The sequence below is a fragment of the Bosea sp. NBC_00550 genome, from assembly GCF_026020075.1.
GTDB lineage: Bacteria > Pseudomonadota > Alphaproteobacteria > Rhizobiales > Beijerinckiaceae > Allobosea.
The window spans coordinates 1,519,187-1,539,101 of sequence record NZ_CP102772.1; the positions used below are offsets into that span (position 1 = coordinate 1,519,187).

At 67.0% G+C, this 19,915-nt stretch carries 17 protein-coding genes; 9 read left to right on the forward strand and 8 right to left on the reverse strand.

Features of this window, described 5'->3' with window-relative positions; all coding sequences use genetic code 11:
* Positions 1–62: 62 nt before the first annotated feature.
* The 6 genes from NWE53_RS07140 (at position 63) to NWE53_RS07165 (ending at position 7,269) form a co-directional block, all read left to right on the forward strand.
* A complete protein-coding gene (locus NWE53_RS07140; RefSeq protein WP_265053656.1) occupies positions 63–2,039 on the forward strand; it encodes a TonB-dependent receptor plug domain-containing protein in 1,977 nt (658 codons plus the stop codon).
* A complete protein-coding gene (locus NWE53_RS07145; protein WP_265053657.1) occupies positions 2,036–2,899 on the forward strand; it encodes an ABC transporter substrate-binding protein in 864 nt (287 codons plus the stop codon). Before NWE53_RS07140 ends, NWE53_RS07145 begins: the two co-directional genes overlap by 4 nt.
* The gene (locus NWE53_RS07150; RefSeq protein ID WP_265053658.1) at positions 2,896–3,906 is read left to right on the forward strand and encodes a FecCD family ABC transporter permease; all 1,011 of its coding nucleotides are present in this window, start codon (positions 2,896–2,898) and stop codon (positions 3,904–3,906) included. The genes NWE53_RS07145 and NWE53_RS07150 overlap by 4 nt, the downstream gene beginning before the upstream one ends.
* Positions 3,906–4,703, forward strand: a complete 798-nt coding sequence (locus NWE53_RS07155) for an ABC transporter ATP-binding protein (RefSeq protein WP_265053659.1) — start codon at positions 3,906–3,908, stop codon at positions 4,701–4,703. Before NWE53_RS07150 ends, NWE53_RS07155 begins: the two co-directional genes overlap by 1 nt.
* Entirely contained in the window at positions 4,693–5,703 is a 1,011-nt protein-coding gene (locus tag NWE53_RS07160) for a DUF6925 family protein (RefSeq protein ID WP_265053660.1), read from the forward strand. The genes NWE53_RS07155 and NWE53_RS07160 overlap by 11 nt, the downstream gene beginning before the upstream one ends.
* Before the next feature lie 186 nt (positions 5,704–5,889).
* Complete coding sequence (locus NWE53_RS07165; RefSeq protein WP_265053661.1) at positions 5,890–7,269, forward strand: M20/M25/M40 family metallo-hydrolase; 1,380 nt, start codon at positions 5,890–5,892, stop codon at positions 7,267–7,269.
* A 145-nt stretch (positions 7,270–7,414) separates the two neighbouring features.
* On the opposite strand, the gene NWE53_RS07170 is transcribed toward NWE53_RS07165, so the two are convergent.
* The 5 genes from NWE53_RS07170 to cyoA all read right to left on the reverse strand — a co-directional run bounded on the left by NWE53_RS07170 (position 7,415) and on the right by cyoA (position 12,500).
* Positions 7,415–8,164 (reverse strand): SURF1 family protein, encoded by a 750-nt coding sequence (locus tag NWE53_RS07170; protein ID WP_265053662.1) that lies wholly within the window; start codon positions 8,162–8,164, stop codon positions 7,415–7,417.
* Between the two features lie 154 nt (positions 8,165–8,318).
* On the reverse strand, positions 8,319–8,696 hold the full coding sequence (cyoD, locus tag NWE53_RS07175; protein WP_265053663.1) for a cytochrome o ubiquinol oxidase subunit IV: 378 nt from the start codon (positions 8,694–8,696) through the stop codon (positions 8,319–8,321).
* On the reverse strand, positions 8,693–9,328 hold the full coding sequence (cyoC, locus tag NWE53_RS07180) for a cytochrome o ubiquinol oxidase subunit III (RefSeq protein ID WP_265053664.1): 636 nt from the start codon (positions 9,326–9,328) through the stop codon (positions 8,693–8,695). The genes cyoD and cyoC overlap by 4 nt, the downstream gene beginning before the upstream one ends.
* Before the next feature lie 9 nt (positions 9,329–9,337).
* Positions 9,338–11,338, reverse strand: a complete 2,001-nt coding sequence (gene cyoB, locus NWE53_RS07185) for a cytochrome o ubiquinol oxidase subunit I (RefSeq protein ID WP_265053665.1) — start codon at positions 11,336–11,338, stop codon at positions 9,338–9,340.
* A 31-nt stretch (positions 11,339–11,369) separates the two neighbouring features.
* Complete coding sequence (cyoA, locus tag NWE53_RS07190; RefSeq protein WP_442864986.1) at positions 11,370–12,500, reverse strand: ubiquinol oxidase subunit II; 1,131 nt, start codon at positions 12,498–12,500, stop codon at positions 11,370–11,372.
* 200 nt (positions 12,501–12,700) lie between these two features.
* On the opposite strand from cyoA, the gene NWE53_RS07195 reads away from it, so the two are divergent.
* Entirely contained in the window at positions 12,701–14,026 is a 1,326-nt protein-coding gene (locus NWE53_RS07195) for an MFS transporter (protein WP_265053667.1), read from the forward strand.
* A gap of 24 nt (positions 14,027–14,050) precedes the next feature.
* On the opposite strand, the gene NWE53_RS07200 is transcribed toward NWE53_RS07195, so the two are convergent.
* Together NWE53_RS07200 and NWE53_RS07205 are read right to left on the reverse strand one after the other, a co-directional pair.
* Positions 14,051–14,836, reverse strand: coding sequence for an enoyl-CoA hydratase/isomerase family protein (locus NWE53_RS07200; RefSeq protein WP_265053668.1), 786 nt, complete (start codon positions 14,834–14,836; stop codon positions 14,051–14,053).
* Between the two features lie 12 nt (positions 14,837–14,848).
* Positions 14,849–16,042, reverse strand: a complete 1,194-nt coding sequence (locus NWE53_RS07205; protein WP_265053669.1) for a CaiB/BaiF CoA transferase family protein — start codon at positions 16,040–16,042, stop codon at positions 14,849–14,851.
* A 247-nt stretch (positions 16,043–16,289) separates the two neighbouring features.
* On the opposite strand from NWE53_RS07205, the gene NWE53_RS07210 reads away from it, so the two are divergent.
* Entirely contained in the window at positions 16,290–18,686 is a 2,397-nt protein-coding gene (locus tag NWE53_RS07210; protein ID WP_265053670.1) for a heavy metal translocating P-type ATPase, read from the forward strand.
* A gap of 60 nt (positions 18,687–18,746) precedes the next feature.
* Here NWE53_RS07210 and NWE53_RS07215 read toward each other — a convergent pair whose 3' ends face one another.
* Positions 18,747–19,100: a hypothetical protein gene (locus NWE53_RS07215; RefSeq protein WP_265053671.1), complete on the reverse strand. Its 354-nt coding sequence runs from the start codon at positions 19,098–19,100 to the stop codon at positions 18,747–18,749.
* Positions 19,101–19,665: 565 nt separating this feature from the next.
* On the opposite strand from NWE53_RS07215, the gene NWE53_RS07220 reads away from it, so the two are divergent.
* Complete coding sequence (locus tag NWE53_RS07220; protein WP_081925531.1) at positions 19,666–19,821, forward strand: DUF1127 domain-containing protein; 156 nt, start codon at positions 19,666–19,668, stop codon at positions 19,819–19,821.
* The last annotated feature ends 94 nt before the right edge of the window (positions 19,822–19,915 follow it).

The following is a 19,915-nucleotide window of genomic DNA, read 5'->3' on the forward strand; positions in this document are numbered from 1 at the left end:
GATCGCTGATTTGACTGTTTGCCGCCTTTTGCGCGGCGATGGGAGATCGCGTTCGCGGTGACGTGCCACTGACGTCAACGCCCGAGGTCTCCATCGTGATCCCCGCCCTTCCAGCCGCAGAACGCGGCCGCCTGCTGCTATGCGTTTCCTTCCTCGCACTGGCCTGCTCCGCCCCGGTACTCGCCCAGAACGCACCCGCCCCGCTCGCGCTCGACGAGATCGTTGTCAGCGCGACCGGCACGCCGACCCCGGCGCGCGAGATCGCGAGCTCCGTCACCGTCATCACCGCCAGGGAGATCGAGCAGCAGCAGCGCCGCACCCTGCCCCAGGCTCTCGCCACCGTGCCCGGCCTCAACATCGTCCAGACAGGCGGACCGGGCGGCCTGACCTCGGTCTTCATGCGCGGCACCAACTCCAATCACGTCAAGGTTCTGATCGACGGCATCGAGGCGAACGACCCCTCGACGCCCAACCGCTCCTTCGATTTCGGCTCGATGCTGACCGACGACATCGAGCGCATCGAGGTGCTGCGTGGCCCGCAGAGCGGCCTGTACGGCGCCAATGCGATCGGCGGCGTCATCTCGGTCACCACGAAACGCGGTGAGGGGCCGCCCAGGGCGACCGCGCGGGTCGAAGCCGGTTCCCACGGCACCTTCAACCAGTCCGCCGGTTTCAGCGGTGGCGACGATCGTTTCAACTATGCCTTCAACGTCGCGCATTTCCGCACCGATGCGACCGACGTCACGCCGCCGAACCTCGTCCCGCCCGGCCGCCGCATCAATCCGAATGCCTTCGACAACTACAGCTATTCCGGCCGCATCGGCGTCGCGCTCGGCGACACGCTGTCGCTCAACTGGGTCGGCCGCTATCAGGACGGGCAGTTGCGCTATACCGGCGACACCGGCTTCCCGAGCCGCCCCGCCCCCTATCGCTCCCTGCAGAATTACGCACAGGCCTTCACACGCGGCGAGGTCGTCTGGGATCCGTTCGCCGGACGTTTCGTCAACACCTTCGGCGTTTCCTACACGAACCAGGACCGGGCGACGCGAACGGCCAACGGCACGACCGGCATCCTCGGCCTGCCCAACGAAAACCTGGGCGAGCGCACCAAGCTCGACTGGCGCGGCAATATCGAGATCACCAAGGGTCACAACCTGATCATGGGCCTGCAATACGAGCGCGAGCGCTTGGACACCGCGAGCCTCGTCGCTTCCAACGGCAACAAGGCCGCCTATCTCGAATACCAGGGCAATATTCAGGACCGCTATTTCCTGGCGGCCAACATCCGCCACGATAATGAAGACAGCTATGGCGGCCACACCACCTATCGCATCGCGCCGGCCGTCATCGTCCCGGGCATCGAGACCAAGCTGAAGGCGAGCTACGGCACCGGCTTCAAGGCGCCGACGCTGAGCGAGCGCTTCATCGACTATCGCCCCGGCTTCAATTTCTTCGGCAACCCGAACCTGAGCCCGGAAGAAAGCCACGGCTGGGATATCGGCTTCGAGCAGCCGCTCTTCGACAAGCGCCTTCAGTTCGGCGGGACCTGGTTCCAGAACGACATCGACAACCTGATCGTCACCAACACGGCAGGCAACTCCTACGCCAATATCGGCAAGGCGCAGACCAAGGGCGTCGAAGCCTTCGCCGCGCTGGAGATTTCGCCCCAGTTCCGCATCCGCGCCGACTACACCTTCACCCTCGCCAAGGACGAGATTGCGCGGCAGGAATTGCTGCGCCGCCCACGCCACAAGGCGAGCGCAACCGCGACCTGGACGCCGACCGACAAGCTCACCTTCTCGGCGACGCTGCTCTATGTCGGCTCCTGGGTCGACGGCAATCGCGACTTCTCGGTCCCGCGCATGAACGCGAAGGGCGCGACGCTGGTCAATCTCGCCGCCGAGTACAAGGCGACCGACAAGGTCACCGTGTTCGGGCGGATCGACAATCTCTTCGACAAGCGCTGGGAGAACCCCATCGGCTTCCTCGTCCCGGGCTTCGGCGCCTATGGCGGCATCAAGGTGGCGATCGGCGGATGACGCCGTTCCGCGCCAGGCATGGGCTGACCGGCTTGTGCGCTCTCGCCATCGCGGCCTTCGCCGCCATGGCGTTTGGCGCGTCGCCAGCGGCGGCGAAGCCGGCGCGGATCGTCTCGCTCAACATGTGCACGGACGAACTCGTCCTGCGCCTCGCGCCGCCCGAGCACATCGCTTCGATCACCTGGCTCTCGCGCGATCCGCGCAACGCCAATATGGCAGAGGCGGCACGCGCGATCCCGGTCAATCACGGCCTCGTCGAGCAGGTGCTCGCCTCCCGGCCCGACCTCGTCATCGCCGGCGCCTACACCACCCGCGCGACGGTCGCCCTGCTCAAGCGGGTGGGGATGCCCGTGCGCGAGTTTGGCGTGCCCCGCAACATCGCCGAAATGCGCGCGCAGATCGCGGAGATGGCGGCGCTGCTCGGAGAGGAGGAACGCGGCGCGGCGCTCGTTTCCGACATCGACGCGCGCCTCGCCGTTCTGGCGGCGAAGCGTCCGACCGAGCGCCGCCGCGCCATCGTGCTTCGCCCGAACGGCTTCACGGTCGGGCGCGGCTCGCTGGTCGACGAGATCCTGACGCTGGCCGGGCTCGACAACATCGCCGCCGGCCTCGGCATCGACAGCTATGGCCAGATCGCGCTGGAGACAGTGGCGCTCGGCGGCGCGCAGATGCTGATCCTCAACGACACGCCGGGCGGCCAGCCCTCGCTCGCCCATGAGGTGCTGCACCATCCGCTGATCGAGAGGCTCCGCGAGCGCCTGAAGCTGGTCGCCCTGCCCTCGCGATTATGGACCTGCGCCGGTCCGAGCGTGCTCGACGCCATCGAGTTGCTCGCACGCGCCGCCGAAGAGGACCGATGAAGACCTTGCCCTTCCAGCCGCCATCGCTGGCGCTTCTCATCGCGCTGCTCGCGCTCGCGACGCTCGCCGTCTTTGCTCTCTCGACGGCGGTCGGCTACGCCCCGCTCGATCTCGGCGCGGCGATCCGCGATTGGCTGGCTGGGCGCCCGACGCTGCCGGCGCTCGTGCTGACGGAGCTGCGGCTGCCGCGCGCGATCCTCGGCACGCTGGTCGGCTTCAGCCTCGGCCTGTCGGGCGCCGCCATGCAGGGCCTGCTGCGCAATCCGCTGGCCGAGCCCGGTGTCGTCGGCATTTCGAGCGCCGCCGCCTTCGGCGCAGTCGTCGCCTTCTACAGCGGGCTTTCAGCCAGCGTCGCGCTCGCCCTGCCGCTCGGCGGCATCGCAGGCGCCGTCGTCGCCACGCTCCTGCTGTTCATCCTGCTCGGACGCGGCGCCGGCACCACGACGCTGATCCTCGCCGGCGTCGCCATCAACAGCTTCGCCGGTGCCGCCACATCGCTGGCACTGAACCTTGCGCCCAACCCCTATGCGGCGCTGGAGATCGTGTTCTGGCTGATGGGCTCGCTCGCCGACCGCAGCCTGAACCATGTCCTGCTCGCCCTGCCCCTGATGCTCGTCGGCTGGGCGTTGTTGCTCTCGACCGCGCCGGCCCTCGACGCGCTGACGCTGGGCGAAGACACGGCCGCCAGCCTGGGCTTCGATCTCACCTGGCTGCGCGCCCGCCTGATCGGCGGCACGGCGCTCGCCGTCGGCAGCGCGGTCGCGGTCACCGGTGCGATCGGCTTCGTCGGCCTCGTCGTGCCGCATCTGCTGCGCCCGCTGGTCGGCAACCGCCCCGGCCGCCTGCTGCTGGTCAGCGGCTTCGGCGGCGCCAGCCTCGTCCTGCTGGCCGATACCGCGCTCAGGCTCGCCCCGATCCCGCCGGATCTGAAACTCGGTGTGGTCACTGCGCTGATCGGGGCACCCTTCCTCTTCAGCCTCGTCAATCGCATGCGGCGGGAGGCGTGATGGCCATCGAAGCGCACGGCATCACCGTCGAGCTCGGCGGCAAGGCGGTCCTCCAAGAGGCCGACCTCACTGTTCGACCCGGAGAACTCCTCGGCCTCGTCGGCCCCAACGGCGCCGGCAAGACGACGCTGCTGCGCGTCATGGCCGGCCTGCTCGCCCCGGCGCGGGGCGCCGTCCGCTACGATGGCGAGAGCGCCAGAGAACTCCGGCGGCAGGCGCTGGCCCGGCGCGTCTCCTTCCTGGCCCAGGGCGGCGATACCTCCTGGCCGCTCTCGGTCGAGACCGTGGTCGGGCTTGGCCGCCTGCCGCACCGCCGCCCCTTCGGCGGGCTCTCGGAAGCCGACAAGGCGGCCATCGCCACAGCGCTCGACCATTGCGACGTCGCGAGTTTCGTCGATCGCACCATGGGCACGCTTTCCGGCGGCGAACGCCGGCGCGTCCTGCTGGCCCGCGCCCTCGCGGTCGAAGCGCCCTATCTTCTCGCCGACGAACCGCTCGCCGGCCTCGACCCGCTGCACCAGCTCGAAGTGATGGAGCTGCTGCGGCAGACCGCGCGACGCGGCGCCGGCGTCGTGGTCGTGCTGCACGATCTGACGCTGGCAACCCGCTTCTGCGACCGGCTCGCCTTGCTCAATCTCGGTCGGTTGGTCGCCGAGGGCGAGCCGGCAGCCGTCCTCGACGACGCGCGCCTGCGCAGTGTCTTCAGCGTCAGCGCCCTGCGCGGCAGCCATGACGACGAGCCCTTCCTCCTGCCCTGGCGGGCCCTGAGCCACGGAAGATCCAACGATGAGCGATAGCGAAACCATCCGCGCCGTGCTGCGCGAGCACATCCATGACGCATCGAGCCAGTGGAATCTCGGCACCTTCGGCGCGATCGCCGAGTTCATGCGCGATCCCGGCGAGGAGGTCGTGATCGTCGATAAGCCCTCCCGCCTCTCCGCCACGACCGCGCGCGGCGGCATCGGCTTCGACAATCTCGACGGCGCCCCCCTCTTCGCCTCGGAAAGCGCCGTCGGCGCGAGCTGGAGCCCCCGCGTCTCGCTCTGCCTGCTGGAAGACGCCTGCGCTATGAACCGGCGCACCGTTCTCACCGAACTCGGCCCCGATGCCCAAGCGCTGCGCACCGAGGATGCCAACGCGATCCTGTTCGACATGGGGCTCGGCACCCTGCAGACCGACATCTGCATCCGCACCGGCGATCCCGAACTGATCGCGCTGCTGCGCGCCCAGGCCGGCCGCTCGCTGTTCGAGCCCGGCAATCCGGCGATGCCGGCGATCGTCGCTGCCGGGCCGCATCGCGTCTTCCTCGCCCGCATCGGCCGCTGCGAGGTCTACCAGCCGATCCCGCCGGCCGGTGGCAAGAGCCCCGAGGGCCCGCACACCCATGTGCTGCCGCAGCTGCTGCGCAGCGGCCGCACCCATGCCGCGACCGAACCGGTACCAGAGGGCTACGTGCCTTGTGCCCATCTCGTTCCGGCCCATCCGGTCCGCGACGCGATGGGGCACCCGCGCCCCTTCGACGCCGCTGCCCACCAAGGCTTCGAAAGCCTGATCGCCCGTTTCGCCGACCCGGCAATCGCCGCGGTGAAACAGGCGCTGCGCGAAGCCGTCGACAAAGGGGTTTCGCCGGAAGCCTTTGCCGTGCCGGGGACCAAGTTCGAGCGCCACGCCTTGCGCGTCGCGCTGCGCCAGCTCGCCGCCGTTGCGCCCGACACGGCCGGGCTGGCGGACTGGCTCGCCTGGCACGAGGCCCGCGAGCGTGGCGGAGAGACGGAAGCGGACCCCTACGCCCATTGAGCCGGGGTCGGCTTGATCTCCCGGCCTGAGCTCGCCGCATGGCCGCTGCGGCGGGAATGGAGAGGCGTAGCCGTTGAGAGGCGCGGTATCACCCCTTAGGCTGGTCGCGCCTGGGAGCCGGCCCGTCATGACGGCCTGCTCCCTGATTCACGATCTCAACGCTTCCTCGCAAAGGCCTGCACCGAAATGGCTTCCTCCGACGCATTGGCTCCGGTCTTCGATCACATCGAAGCCAACCGCAGCGCCTTCCTCGACCGGCTGATCGCCTATCTGCGCCATCCGAGCATCAGCGCCGAGAACATCGGTATCGCCGAGGTCGGTGCGCTGCTGGTCGAGATGCTGACCGAGATCGGACTGGAAACCAGCCTCATCCAGACCGAGGGCCATCCCATGGTCGTCGCCCGCTGGGAGAAGGCGCCGGGCAAGCCGACTGTGCTGCTCTACGGCCACTACGACGTGCAGCCGCCGGACCCGCTCGAGAAGTGGATTTCGCCGCCCTTCGAGCCCACCATCCGTGACGGCCGGCTCTATGCGCGTGGCGTCGGCGACAACAAGGGCCAGCATTTCGCCCAGATCCTCGCCATCGAATCCCATCTCAAGATCCACAGCGAATTGCCCTGCAACGTCATCCTGCTGCTGGAGGGCGAGGAGGAGATCGGCAGCCCCCGCATCGCGGGCTTCGTGCGCGCCAACAAGGAATTGCTGCAGGCCGACCTCGCCGTCACCGCCGACGGCCCGCGCCATGCCAGCGGCGCGCCGACCATCAAGTTCGGCTCGCGCGGCGTCGTTTCCTTCGACCTGCGCTGCCGCCATGCCAGCCGCGACGTCCATTCGGGCAATTTCGGCGGCGTCGTGCCGAACCCGATCTGGACGCTGGTCCACCTGCTCGCCACCATGAAGAACGAGGCCGGCGAGATCACCATCGAAGGCCTGCACGACGCGGTCGAGCCGCCGACGGCCGAGGATATCGAGGCGATCAAGCACCTGCCGCTCGATATCGACGCGTTCAAGCAGGGGCTCGGCCTCACCCGCCTCGATGCGCCGCTCGACCGGCCCTTCTACGACCGTCTCTGCTTCCAGCCGACGCTGACGATCAACGGCTTCCACGGCGGCTATGGCGGGCCGGGCACCAAGACCGTGCTGCCCAATGAAGCGCTGGTGAAATGCGACATTCGCCTCGTCGAAGCGCAGGACCCGCAGGACATCCTGCGCAAGGTCGCGGCCCATGTCGCCAAGCACGCGCCGGAGGTCGAGTTCATCGTCGAGGAAACCGGCATGCAGCCCTCCAAGACGCAGATCGCCTCGGCCTATACCGCGCCGCTGCGCCGCGCCTTCGTCGCGGCCCATGGCGAGGAGCCGCTGCTGATCCCCGCCGGCTTCGGCAGCCTGCCGAATTACGTGTTCACCAAAATCCTCGGCATCCCCGCCTATGTCACGCCCTATGCCAACCATGACGAGGCCAACCACGCGCCCAACGAGAACATGACGCTGGATTGCTTCCAGAGCGGCATCAGGACGGGCGCGGCGCTGCTGCACGAGCTTGGGCAGTTGCAGAACGAGGGCTGAGCCTGGCCTAAAACTCGTCATTCCGGACAAGCCGCGAAGCGGCGCCGATCCGGAATCCATCGGAGGTCTGGGCGCTCTACGATGGATTCCGGGTCAAGCCCGGAATGACGGCGTGTTTCTGAATCATGCGGGAACCACGCCGAACCTATGCGGCCGACGATCCCTCGTCGGCCTTGCCCCTCAACAGGAAGACCACCGCCCCGGCGCTCATCAGAGCCAGGCAGAACCAGGTCAGCGCATAGACCAGATGCGTGTTGCGGAAGCTGACCTGGGTCATGCCGCCCTGCGGCAGCGGACCGGGCTCCGAAGTGGCGTCGGCATCGACGAAATAAGGCGCGACAGCACCAAGGCTCCCCGCCCCGGCGATCGCCGCCACGTCGCGCGAGTACCAGCGCCCGGCAGCCGCGTCGTTGGCGCGTAGGAAGCCGCCTCCGGGCTCGCTCGGCCGCAGCAGCCCGACCACCCTCGCCTCGCCGGCAACCTTGCGCCGCTCGTCAGGCCCGCGCCGATCCTCCGGCACGAAACCGCGATTGACGAGGACGGTGAAGCCGGCATCGGCCCGGAACGGCGCCAGGACCCAGAAGCCGGGGCCAAGTTCGGTCACGGCCATCGTCAGCGTCTCCGGCGCATCGAGATAGCGCCCCTGCAGGGCGACGCGGCGGTATTCGTCATTGGCTGGATTGAGCGCCGGCCACTCTGCCGGCCCCGGCGCAGCCATGGCCTGCGCATGGATGCGCGCATCGACACGGGCGATCAGATCGAGCTTCCAGCTCCGCCGCTGGACCTGCCAGATCCCGAGCGCGACGAAGACCAGCGTACACAGGCAGAGCGCGGCGGCGAAGACGAAACGTTCTGTGCGCGGGCGGCCCCTCGCTCCTGTTTCCGGCGGCGTCATCGCGGCGCCCTCGGAGACTGTTTGGCAACTCGCTGCGGGGTGTCGAATGGCGGTGCTTTCGAGAACCGGAGCGGAGCGTACTTCGGTACGTGAGCACCGGAAGCCCAGAAAGTGCCGTCAGTCGACCGCAGCAGCAGAGGTGCCAAGCAGTCTCTCACATCTTGTGCAGGTCGCTCGGCATCATGTTGGTATTGAGGTGGTACATCACCCACAGCGAGCCCGAGAGCGCGATCACCACGATGATGATGGTGAAGATCAGCGCCATCATGCTCCAGCCGCCTTCGGCACGGCTGCTCATGTGGAGGAAGTAGATCATGTGAACGACGATCTGCACGGCGGCGAAGGCCATGATCACGATCGCCGTCAGCACGGAGTTGCCGAGCACGTCGTTCATGACGAGCCAGAACGGGATCGCCGTCAGGATGACCGAGAGCACGAAGCCGGTGACATAGCCGCGCAGGCTGCCATGCGGCGCGCCGTGCCCGTCATGGTGGTCGGTATGTGCCTCGGCGTGGTTCTGGCTACCGCTCATTTCAGCACGCCCATCAGGTAGACGAAGGTGAAGACGCCGATCCAGACGACGTCGAGGAAGTGCCAGAACATGCTCAGGCACAGCAAGCGGCGCCGGTTGGCCTCGATCAAACCGCGCTTCGAGACCTGCACCATCAGCACCGTCAGCCAGATCAGGCCGAAGGTGACGTGCAGCCCGTGCGTACCGACCAGCGTGAAGAAGGACGACAGGAAGGCGCTGCGCATCGGCGTCGCACCCTCATGGATGAGGTGCGCGAATTCGTAGAGCTCGATCGCGAGGAAGGCGAGGCCGAAGAGCCCGGTCACCACGAGCCAGCCCTGCATCGCCGCCTGCCGGCCCTTGTCCATCGCCAGCATGGCGAAGCCGTAGGTGATCGAGGAGAACAGCAGCATGGCGGTGTTGACCGCGACCAGCCTGAGGTCGAACAGGTCGGCGCCGGACGGCCCGGCCGCATAGTTGCGCCCGAGCACGCCGAAGGTCGCGAAGAGGACCGCGAAAACCAGGCAGTCGCTCATCAGATAGAGCCAGAAGCCGAGCATGGTCGAGCCGCCCGAATGCTCGTGCTCATCTTCCGTGACGTAGAACGCCGGAACGCTCGCCGCGGCCTGCGCCTGCGCTTTCGCCTTAGCCATCATCGCCCCTCAGGCCCCACGCAGCTGCTCGCTGCGCAAATCCTCTTCGCGCAGAACGGCTTCGGCCGGGATGTGGAAGTCGCGGTCGTAGTTGAAGCTGTGCGCGATCGCCGTCCCGACCACGCCGACGAAGGTCAGCGCCGCCAGCCACCAGATGTACCAGATCAGTGCAAAGCCACAGATCGTCGCCAGCCCCGCGATGATGACGCCGGCGCCGGTATTCCTGGGCATGTGGATCGGCCGGAACCCGCCGAGCGGGCGCCGGTAGCCGCGCTTCTTCATGTCGGCCCAGGCGTCGAGGTCATGCGCGATCGGCGTGAAGGCAAAGTTGTAGGCCGGCGGCGGCGAGGAGGTCGACCACTCCAGCGTGCGCCCGTCCCAGGGGTCGCCGGTCGTGTCGCGCAGCTCTTCGCGGCGCAGGATGCTGACGACGATCTGGATCAGCAAGCACAGGATGCCGAGGGCGATCAGCACCGCGCCGAACGCCGCGACCACGAACCAGATCTGCAGCGAAGGGTCCTCGAAGCGGCTGAGGCGCCGCGTCACGCCCATCAGGCCGAGCACGTAGAGCGGCATGAAGGCGACATAGAAGCCGATGACCCAGAACCAGAACGAGAGCACGCCCCAGAAACGGTCGAGCTTGAAGCCGAAGGCCTTCGGGAACCAGTAGGCGATGCCGGCGAAGACGCCGAAGACCACGCCGCCGATGATGACGTTGTGGAAGTGGGCGATCAGGAACAGGCTGTTGTGCAGCACGAAATCGGCCGGCGGCACGGCGAGCATCACGCCGGTCATGCCGCCGATGACGAAGGTCAGCATGAACGCCAGCAGCCACATCATCGGCAGCTCGAAGCGGATGCGCCCGCGATACATCGTGAACAGCCAGTTGAAGATCTTCGCCCCCGTCGGGATCGAGATGATCATCGTCGTGATGCCGAAGAAGGAGTTCACGCTGGCGCCGGAGCCCATTGTGAAGAAGTGGTGCAGCCAGACGAGGTAGGAGAGGATGGTGATGACCACCGTCGCATAGACCATCGAGGCGTAGCCGAAGAGGCGCTTGCCGCAGAAGGTCGAGGCCACCTCCGAATAGACGCCGAAGATTGGCAGGATCAGGATGTAGACCTCGGGGTGCCCCCAGATCCAGATCAGGTTCACGTACATCATCGGGTTGCCGCCGAGATCGTTCGTGAAGAAGTTGGTCCCGACATAGCGGTCGAGCGTCAGCAGCGCGAGCGTCGCCGCCAGGATCGGGAAGGTCGCGACGATCAGCACGTTGGTGCACAGCGACGTCCAGGTGAAGACCGGCATCTTCATCATGTCCATGCCGGGCGCCCGCATCTTCACGATGGTCGCGATCAGGTTGACGCCCGAGAGCGTCGTGCCCACGCCCGCGATCTGCAGGGCCCAGAGGTAATAGTCCATGCCCACCCCGGGCGAGTATGCCGCCCCCGAGAGCGGCGGGTAGGCGAGCCAGCCCACCTTGGCGAACTCGCCGACGAAGAGCGACGCCATCACCAGCACGGCGCCGCCGACCGTCATCCAGAAGCTGAAATTGTTGAGGAAGGGGAAGGCGACGTCGCGCGCGCCGATCTGCAGCGGCACGACATAGTTCATCAGCCCGGTGACGAAGGGCATCGCCACGAAGAAGATCATGATCACGCCATGCGCCGTGAAGATCTGGTCGTAATGGTGCGGCGGCAGGTAGCCTTCATTGCCGGCGAAGGCGATCGCCTGCTGGCCGCGCATCATAAGCGCGTCGGCGAAGCCGCGCAGCAGCATGATCACGCCCAGGATCATGTACATGATCCCGATCTTCTTGTGGTCCACGCTGGTGAACCACTCGTGCCAGAGATAGCCCCAGAGCTTCAGCCGGGTGACAAGCGCGACGAGTGCCAGGCCGCCGAGCGCGACAGCCGCGAAGGTCCCGATCAGGATCGGCTCGTGATATGGGATCGCCTCGAGCGTGAAGCGTCCGAATACGAGCTTCCACCATTCGGGATAGGAGGTCATGGGTTCCTCGTCTCGCTAGCGCGGAAGCGCTTCAGTTGGCGATGCGGGCGGTCACGCCCGCGGTGCCGTAGACGTCGGTGGGGGTGCAGATCGCCGTCACGAACGGGCGCGGCGGCATCGGCTGCCCGCCCCGGCGCACGCTCTTGTCGTATTCGAGCTGCGCGACGATATGGATGCCTTCCTTGCCGCCGCCGCCCTTGGCGTCCATCGCCATCATGTCGCGCGTGCACATCTTGGCCCGGTCGACGCACATGTTGAGGATGGCCCCGAAGAGATCGGGCGGGACGTCGCGGAACTGTCGTACCGGCTCGCGTTCGCTCGGCTTCTCCAGCACGAGGTATTCGTCGCGCCCGAGCGGGCTGCCCTTGCCGATGGCACCCTGCACCCAATCCCCGAACGCCTTCTCGTCGACGCCGCGGAAGCGGAAACGCATGTCGGAGAAGCCGGCGCCGCTGTAATTCGCGGAGAAGCCCTCGAAGTCGCCGGCATGGTTGATCACGGCATGAAGCTTCGTCTGCATCCCGGGCATGGCGTAGATCTGGCCGGCCAGCGCGGGGATGAAGAGCGAGTTCATCACCGAGGAGGAGGTGATGCGGAACTCGATCGGCTGGTCGACCGGCGCCACCACCTCGTTGAGCGAGGCGATGCCCTGTCCCGGGTAGAGGAACAGCCATTTCCAGTCGAGCGCGACCACCTGGATCACCAGCGGCTGCTTCGCGACCCCGTTCCCGCCAGCTTTGGCCTCGACGCTCGGCTTGGAAGCGCTGATACGGTTGAGCGGCCGATAGGGGTCGAGCAGATGCGTGCCCATCCAGGTCATCGCGCCGAGAACGACGATGATCAGCAGCGGCACCGACCAGATCACCACCTCGAGCGGCAGCGAGTGATTCCAGTTCGGATGGTAGGTAGCCTCCGCCGAGGCGCGGTAGCGCCAGGCGACGAAGATCGTCAGCGCCATCACCGGGATGATGACGAGCAGCATCAGCGCGACCGAGGCCAGCATGAGGTTGCGCTGTTGCAGCGCAACATCGCCGGAGGGCGCCAACAGCACCATCTGACAGCCGCCGAGCAGCACGAAAGCCGGCAAAGCCGCTAGAAATCGATAGATCCGCAAGAGACTCAAGACCTCCCTAATCCGGGAACAGCCCTCTCCTATTCCCATTCTTTCGCACCGCACATCGGACAATCTGTCCCATTGCGATGGTTTGACGGGTAGCTTCTATCCACCGTATCCATTTGTATGAGGCGCGGGCAAGTCCGGTCGCTCCGGCAACCCCGCCAGCCTCGAGCATTTTCGAGCGAAGCGGACACCGGTTCGCGTGAAGAGAATGCGACAGGACAGAGAGCTAGGAATTCGCGGTCATGAGCGCTGACGCGGCGAACCATTCATCGGGGCATCTGACGGACGAGCACGGGCGCGACCATGTCACGCCTGCCGATATCGCGCTGGGCGTCATCATCGGGCGAACGTCGGAATATTTCGACTTCTTCGTCTTCGGCCTCGGCTGCGTGCTGGTCTTCCCCGAGCTGGTCTTCCCCTTCGCCGACCGGCTGACGGGCACGCTCTACGCCTTCGGCATCTTCGCGCTCGCTTTCGTGACGCGCCCGATCGGCTCGGTGCTGTTCTTCGGGATCGACCGCCGGTATGGCCGGGCGACCAAGCTCACCGTCGCGCTCTTCCTGCTTGGCGGATCGACGGCCGCCATCGCCTTCCTGCCGGGCTATGCGACGCTCGGCATCTGGTCCGTCGTCATCCTCGCCGGCTTCCGCCTGCTGCAGGGCATCGCACTCGGCGGCGCCTGGGACGGGCTGTCCTCGCTGCTGGCGCTCAACGCTCCGCCCAACCGGCGCGGCTGGTATGCGATGCTGCCGCAGCTCGGCGCGCCCTTCGGCTTCATCCTCGCTGCCGGGCTGTTCGCCTATTTCGAGGGCGCTCTGTCGAACGAGGATTTCCTCGGCTGGGGCTGGCGCTATCCCTTCTTCGTCGCGCTGACGATCAATGTCGTGGCGCTGTTCGCGCGGCTTCGCATGGTCGCCACCCAGGAGTTCGCCGAGCTCATGGAAACCCGCGAGCTCGTGCCGATTCCGGTTCTCGAACTCATCCGCGCCCGCGGCGGTGCGCTCGTCCTCGGCGCCTTCGTGCCGCTGGCAAGCTTCGCGCTCTTCCACCTTGTCACCATCTTCCCGGTGAGCTGGATCAATCTCTTCACCGATCGCTCGGTCTCGGAGTTCCTGCTGGTGCAGGCCGCGGGCGGCGTGGTTGGCGCCGGCGCGATCGTCACCTCCGGCCTGATCGCCGACCAGATCGGCCGCCGCAACACGCTGTTGCTCTCGGGCGCGATGATCGCCCTGTTCAGCCTGTCGAGCATCGTCGCGCCGCTGCTCTTCGGCGACAGCCTCGCCGGCCAGACGATCTACGTCATCATCGGCTTCGGCCTGCTCGGCCTCTCCTACGGCCAGACGGCCGGCGCCGTGGCGTCGAGCTTCGGCACGCAGTACCGCTACACCGGCGCGGCGCTGACCTCCGACCTCGCCTGGTTGCTCGGCGCCGGTTTCGCGCCGCTGGTGGCGCTCACGGTATCGAGCACCTTCGGCCTCGCCTGGGTCGGCGTCTACCTGCTGTCCGGCGCGCTCTGCACGCTGGTCGCATTGTCGCTCGATCGCAGGCTGGAGAGCCGCTACGGCTGAACCGTAGCGGCCCGTTTTCTCTGATCAGCGCCCCGTCCAGTTGGGCGTGCGCTTGGCGAGGAAGGCTTCCATGCCCTCGCGGAAATCGGCGCTCGTATAGCAGAGCGTCACGAGATCCTTGCCCTCCAAGCCGTCGGCGGCAGCAGCGGTCAGGCGGCGCATCGCCTCCTTCGTCGCGCGCATCGTCAGCGGCGCGTGGCCGGCGATGATTTGCGCCAGCTCGCCAGCCCGCCGCATCAGCGCGGCATGGTCCGGCAGCAATTCGCTGTAGAGGCCGAAGCGCTGCCCCTCCTCCGCCTCGACCAGCCGCGCCGTGAACACGATGTCCTTGACCCGCGCCGGACCGAGCATGGCGTAGAGCCGCGCATAATTCTCCATCGACAGGCAATTGCCGAGCGTGCGCGCGATCGGGAAGCCGAAACGCGCCGTCACGCTCGCGATCCGAAGATCGCAAGCCAGAGCGATCGCCGCCCCGCCGCCGGTCACCGCACCGGAAATCGCGGCAAGAGTCGGCACCGCACAGCGCTCGATCGTCCCGATCACCGTCTCGATGCGCTCCTCATAGACGAGCGCATCCTCGGCGCTCTCGAAAGCGCGGAACTGCGAGATGTCGGTGCCGGCGCCGAAGGCCTTTTCCCCTGCCCCGGTCATGATGATCACGCGCGGGTCGCCATGATCAGCCGGCTTCCGGCAGATCTCGGCGATGCGCTCATACATGGCGAAGGTCAGCGCATTGCGCGCCTGCGGCCGGTTGAGCGTGATCGTCCCGACCCCGTTCTCGACCGCATACAGGATTTCGTCGTCGCTCACTCCGGGCCTCCGTCAGATCACGCCTGCGGCCCGCAGATGCGCGAGCCCCGCTTCGTCATAGCCGAGTTCGGCCAGGATCTCGTCGTTATGCGCGCCGGCCGCCGGCGTCGGCGTCACGACGTCGGCCGGCGTGCGCGAGAGCGTCACCGGCTGACCGACGAGGCGGATATCGCCGAGTTCCGGATGCTTCACCGGTTTGGCGATGCCGAGATGGCAGACCTGGGGATCCTCGAACATCTCGTCGACCGCATAGATCGGCCCGGCCGGCACGCTGTGGCGCTCCATCACGGCCAGCCAGTCGGCACTGTCAGCCTCGCCAAGCCGCTCCTCGATCAGCTCGCGCAGCTCCGGCCGGCGCTCGAAGCGCTTCTCCGTGCTGTCGTAGCGGGCATCCGTGCCCCATTCGGGCCGTTCGATCGCCCGGCAGAAGGAGCGCCATTGCTCCTCGCCGCCGACGCCGAGATTGATCGCGCCGTCCCGCGTCCGGTAGACGCCCATCGGCGTCTGGTAGGGGTGGTCGTTGCCGGCCTGCGGCGGCACCGAGCCCTCGACGAGATAGCGCGCGGCCTGAAAATCCATCATCGCGATCTGGGCTTCGAGCAGCGAGGTCTGCACCCACTGTCCCTTGCCGGAGACGGCGCGCTCCTGCAGCGCGACCAGCGCGCCGACGGCGCCATAGAGCCCGGCCGAGGAATCGGCGAGCGCGATGCCGGCCCTGACCGGCCCCTGCCCCGGAAGGCCGGTCACCGACATCATCCCGCCCATGCCCTGCGCGATCTGGTCGAAGCCGGCGCGCGTCCGGTACGGACCGGACTGGCCGAAGCCGGAGATCGAGACCAGGATCAGCCGCGGGTTGCGCGCATGTAGCGTCTCGAAATCGAGGCCGAGCCGCTCCTTCACGTCCGGCCGGAAGTTCTCGACGAGCAGATCGGCCTCGTCGACCAGCTTCATCAGGATCGCCTTGCCTTCGGGCGTCTTCAGGTTGATCGCCAGCGAGCGCTTGTTGCGATGCAGATTCTGCATGTCGTAGCCGAGGCGCGGCCCGCTCATGTTCTCGTTCGGGTCGAAACCAGGCGGGCTCTCGACCTTGATCACGTCGGCTCCGAAATCGGCGAAGACGCGCACACAGGTCGGCCCGGCCCGCACACGCGTCAGATCCAGAACCCTGAGCCCTGCCAGGGCGGTGGACGCTCGTGGCTGTGCCATCTCTTGTTCGCTCCTTCCCCGGAGCGAACTATCCGGCCCCCTCGCCCGGACCGTCAATCATCACTTGCATACTGCATGCAGTCATGAGGCGCATGGCGGAGCGTGCGTCAAGCGTGTCGACCTACGCCGCATTTCCTCTCACCAGCCCCGAACCAGTCTCATGCAAAACCCAAATTTCCCTCTTGAACCTGAAGTGGCTACAGCTTGTAGAGAGTGTGTCCGTAGCGAAGCGAGACGGAGACACGCCATGGCCGCCCATCCCGAAACCGAGCCCGAGACCCTGTCCTGGAAGGTCGGCGGCATGGATTGCGCGAGTTGCGCAACCAAGATTCGCGGTGCGGTGGAGCGCCTGCCCGGCGTCAGCGACGTGAAGCTCTCGGTCATGTCGGAAACGCTGACGCTCTCGCTCGATGCGGCGCAAACAACACCCCAAGCGGTCGAAAAGCGCGTCAACGGCCTGGGTTACACCACCGCCGCTCTTGCGACGACACCTGCCGCGAAGCCGGAGGCAAAGGATGCGTGCTGCGGCGGGCACGACCACGATCATCACGCGCACGACCATGACGAGCGCGCACACGACCACGGCAAGCATGAGCATGGCGACGCCTACTGCTCGGGTCATGCGCACGCCCATGATCGCAAGCATGGACACGATCACGCCGGTCCCGACCATTCAGGTCACGACCACGGCGCTGGGAGCACGAAGCCGGCCGCGACCGGGAGCGATCACGGCCACGGCCTGCCCGGCCATGTCCACGAGAGCACGCCCGATGGTGCGAGCTGGTACCAGACTGGCAAGGGCCGCCTCGTCATCGCGACCGGCCTGCTGCTCGGCGCCGCCTATGCCGCCGGCCTGATCTGGCCCGGCATCGGCCACTGGGCCTTCATTCTGGCCTGCGTCATCGGCGTGCTGCCGGTGGCGAAGCGCGCCTTCGCGGCGGCCCGCGCCCGCATCCCCTTCACCATCGAGATGCTGATGACGATCGCCGCCATCGGCGCGCTCTTCATCGGCGCGGCGGAGGAGGCGGCGCTGGTCGTCTTCCTCTTCGCGGTCGGCGAAGTCCTGGAAGGCGTCGCGGCCGATCGTGCCCGCGCCTCGATCCGGGCGTTGGGTAATCTCGTGCCCAAGACGGCGCTGGTCGAGGAGAGCGGCACGACCCGTCAGGTCGATGCTGCCAGCCTCGCGATCGGCCAGATCGTGCTGGTTCGCCCCGGTGACCGCATCCCGGCCGATGGCGAGATCACCGACGGCACCTCGGGCATCGACGAAAGCCCGGTCACCGGCGAATCCATCCCGAAGACCAAGGGCATCGGCGACCCCGTCTATGCCGGCTCGGTCAACCGTGAGGCGGCGCTTCGCGTGCGCGTCGACAAGGCGGCCGAGGACAACACCATCGCCCGCATCATCCGCCTCGTCGAGGAGGCGCAGGAGGCGCGGGCCCCGACCGAGCGCTTCATCGACCGCTTCTCGCGCTGGTACATGCCCGCGATCGTCGGCCTCGCGCTGCTGGTCGCGCTGGTGCCCCCGCTCCTGCTCGGCGGAGAATGGTCGGTCTGGATCTATCGGGCGCTGGCCCTGCTGCTGATCGGCTGCCCCTGCGCGCTCGTCATCTCCGTGCCGGCCTCGATCGCCGCCGCGCTCTCGGCCGGCGCGCGCCAGGGCCTGCTGATGAAGGGCGGCGTCGTCATCGAGACCGCCGCGAAGACCGGTCTCGTCGCCTTCGACAAGACGGGGACGCTGACCCAGGGCAAGCCGCGCGTCACCAATGTCGTGGCGCTCGCCGGCAGCGAGGCCGAAGTGCTGGCTCTCGCGGCTGCCGTCGAGCACGGCTCCGCCCACCCGCTCGCCGAAGCCGTCCTCGAACGCACCCGCACCGACGGCATCGCCTATGTGCCGGCAGCCGAGGCCGCGGCGATCGCCGGCCAGGGCGTCACCGGCAAGGTCGATGGCCGCGCCGTCTTCGTCGGCGCACCCCGCCATGCCAGCGCGCGCGCGCCATTCGACGGACGGGCGCAAGCTGCCGCGAACGAGCTGGAAGCGTCCGGCAAGACCGTCGCAGCCGTCGTGGTCGATGGCGCGCTCGCAGGCCTCATCGCCCTGCGCGACGAGCCGCGCGACGACGCCGCCGCGGCCATCGCCGAGCTCAAGGCTATGGGCATCCGCTCGACCATGCTGACCGGAGACAATGCCCGCACCGGCGCCGCCATCGCCGGCAGCCTCGGCATGGAGCACAAGGCCGAGCTGATGCCCGACGACAAGGTCGCGGCGATCAAGGCCTTCGCCGCCGAGACATCCGTGATGATGGTCGGCGACGGCATCAACGACGCCCCTGCCCTCGCGGCCGCGGGTGTCGGCATCGCCATGGGCTCGGGAACCGATGTCGCGCTGGAGACGGCTGATGGTGCCGTGCTGAAGAGCCGGGTCCGCGATGTCGCTGCCCTGATCCGGCTGGCGCGCGGGACGATGGCCAACATCCACACCAACATCACGATCGCGCTTGGCCTGAAGGCCGTGTTCCTCGTGACAAGCGTGCTGGGCTACACCGGGCTCTGGGTCGCGATCCTGGCCGATACCGGCGCGACCGTGATCGTCACCGCCAATGCGCTGCGGCTCCTGCGCTTCGACGCCAGCAAGACCGGCTGAGCGGCAGGGTCGTCAAAACGAACTGCGAGGCCGGGCGCCAAGCCTGGCCTCGCGCGCGACTCAGACCGTGATGTCGGCGAGCGCGCCAGTGCGCTGCTCGCCCTTCTCTTCCATCTGCTTCAGCATCTCGTCGCGGACTTTGGCCATCACATCCGCCTTGGCCTTCGAATCGAGCTTGTTGAACTGCTCCTCGGTCATGCCGAGCTTGTCCAGGATCGCCTTCTGAACCCGCTCCTCGGGCGTCATCCGGGCGAACTTGAGGAACTCGGCCTGAATCGAATCGGCGGAGGGTGAGGAAGAAGCCGAGGCGGAAGCGGTCGCATCCTGCTTCGCTTCGTCCTTTGCGGTCGGCTTGATCGGGTTGGTGACCGGCAGATTGGTCGGCCAGTTCGAGGTCGAGAACGAGATCGACATCGCGTGCTCCTGTTTTGCTTCAAGCGCACAGGCAAGCTCCAGGCCGAGCCTCGCAATTCAGATAGCAATACAATTCAATATCTTGCTGAGACCGCCGCCTGGCGGAACCCGGCCCACAGGGAGAATCCGGCAATTTCTGCCCGGCAAACATGATCCGGCACGGCATGCGAGCCTGCGACGGATTGGCTCATGACGGCGCCCGACAACGCCTTCCGCCGGGGCGATGCCCTGTCTTTTGCAACGCAAAATTGCCTGCGCGCACCGATGCGCGATTTAGCACCTGCAACATGCCCAACAGATAATCAGCGACAAGGCCGCGCCGATTGAATTTCGTTGATTGCCTAATTATTATGCCGATTAGCGACCACATTTTGGCCGCAAGCGTTACACCAGCGCAGGTCGATCTCACGAAAATGACCGAAAACTTAATTCGTCATGCGCATGGAGCATAACAGAGCTGATTGGCAGCCCCTATTTGAGGCACCCCGTCTGACTTATATGCAGTGCACAACGAAATTATCGCTGTGGGCACCGTCCCGCTCCGGAAACCGCAAGGAATATCGCCATGTTCGTCACCATGATTGCTGCCAAGATTCGCGCCTATCTCCGCTATCGCGAGACCGTCCGCGAGCTGTCCCGCCTGACCGACCGCGAGCTCGATGATCTCGGCCTGTCGCGCTCGGAGATCAACTTCATCGCCCGCTCGCACGCTGCGGCCTGAAGTCTCTGAATGAGAACAGCCGCGCACAGGGCGCGGTGCGTTCCGAGTAGTTTCTCCTGAGGCTCGTGTTTCCCCTCCCCTCGAGCTTCGGTCG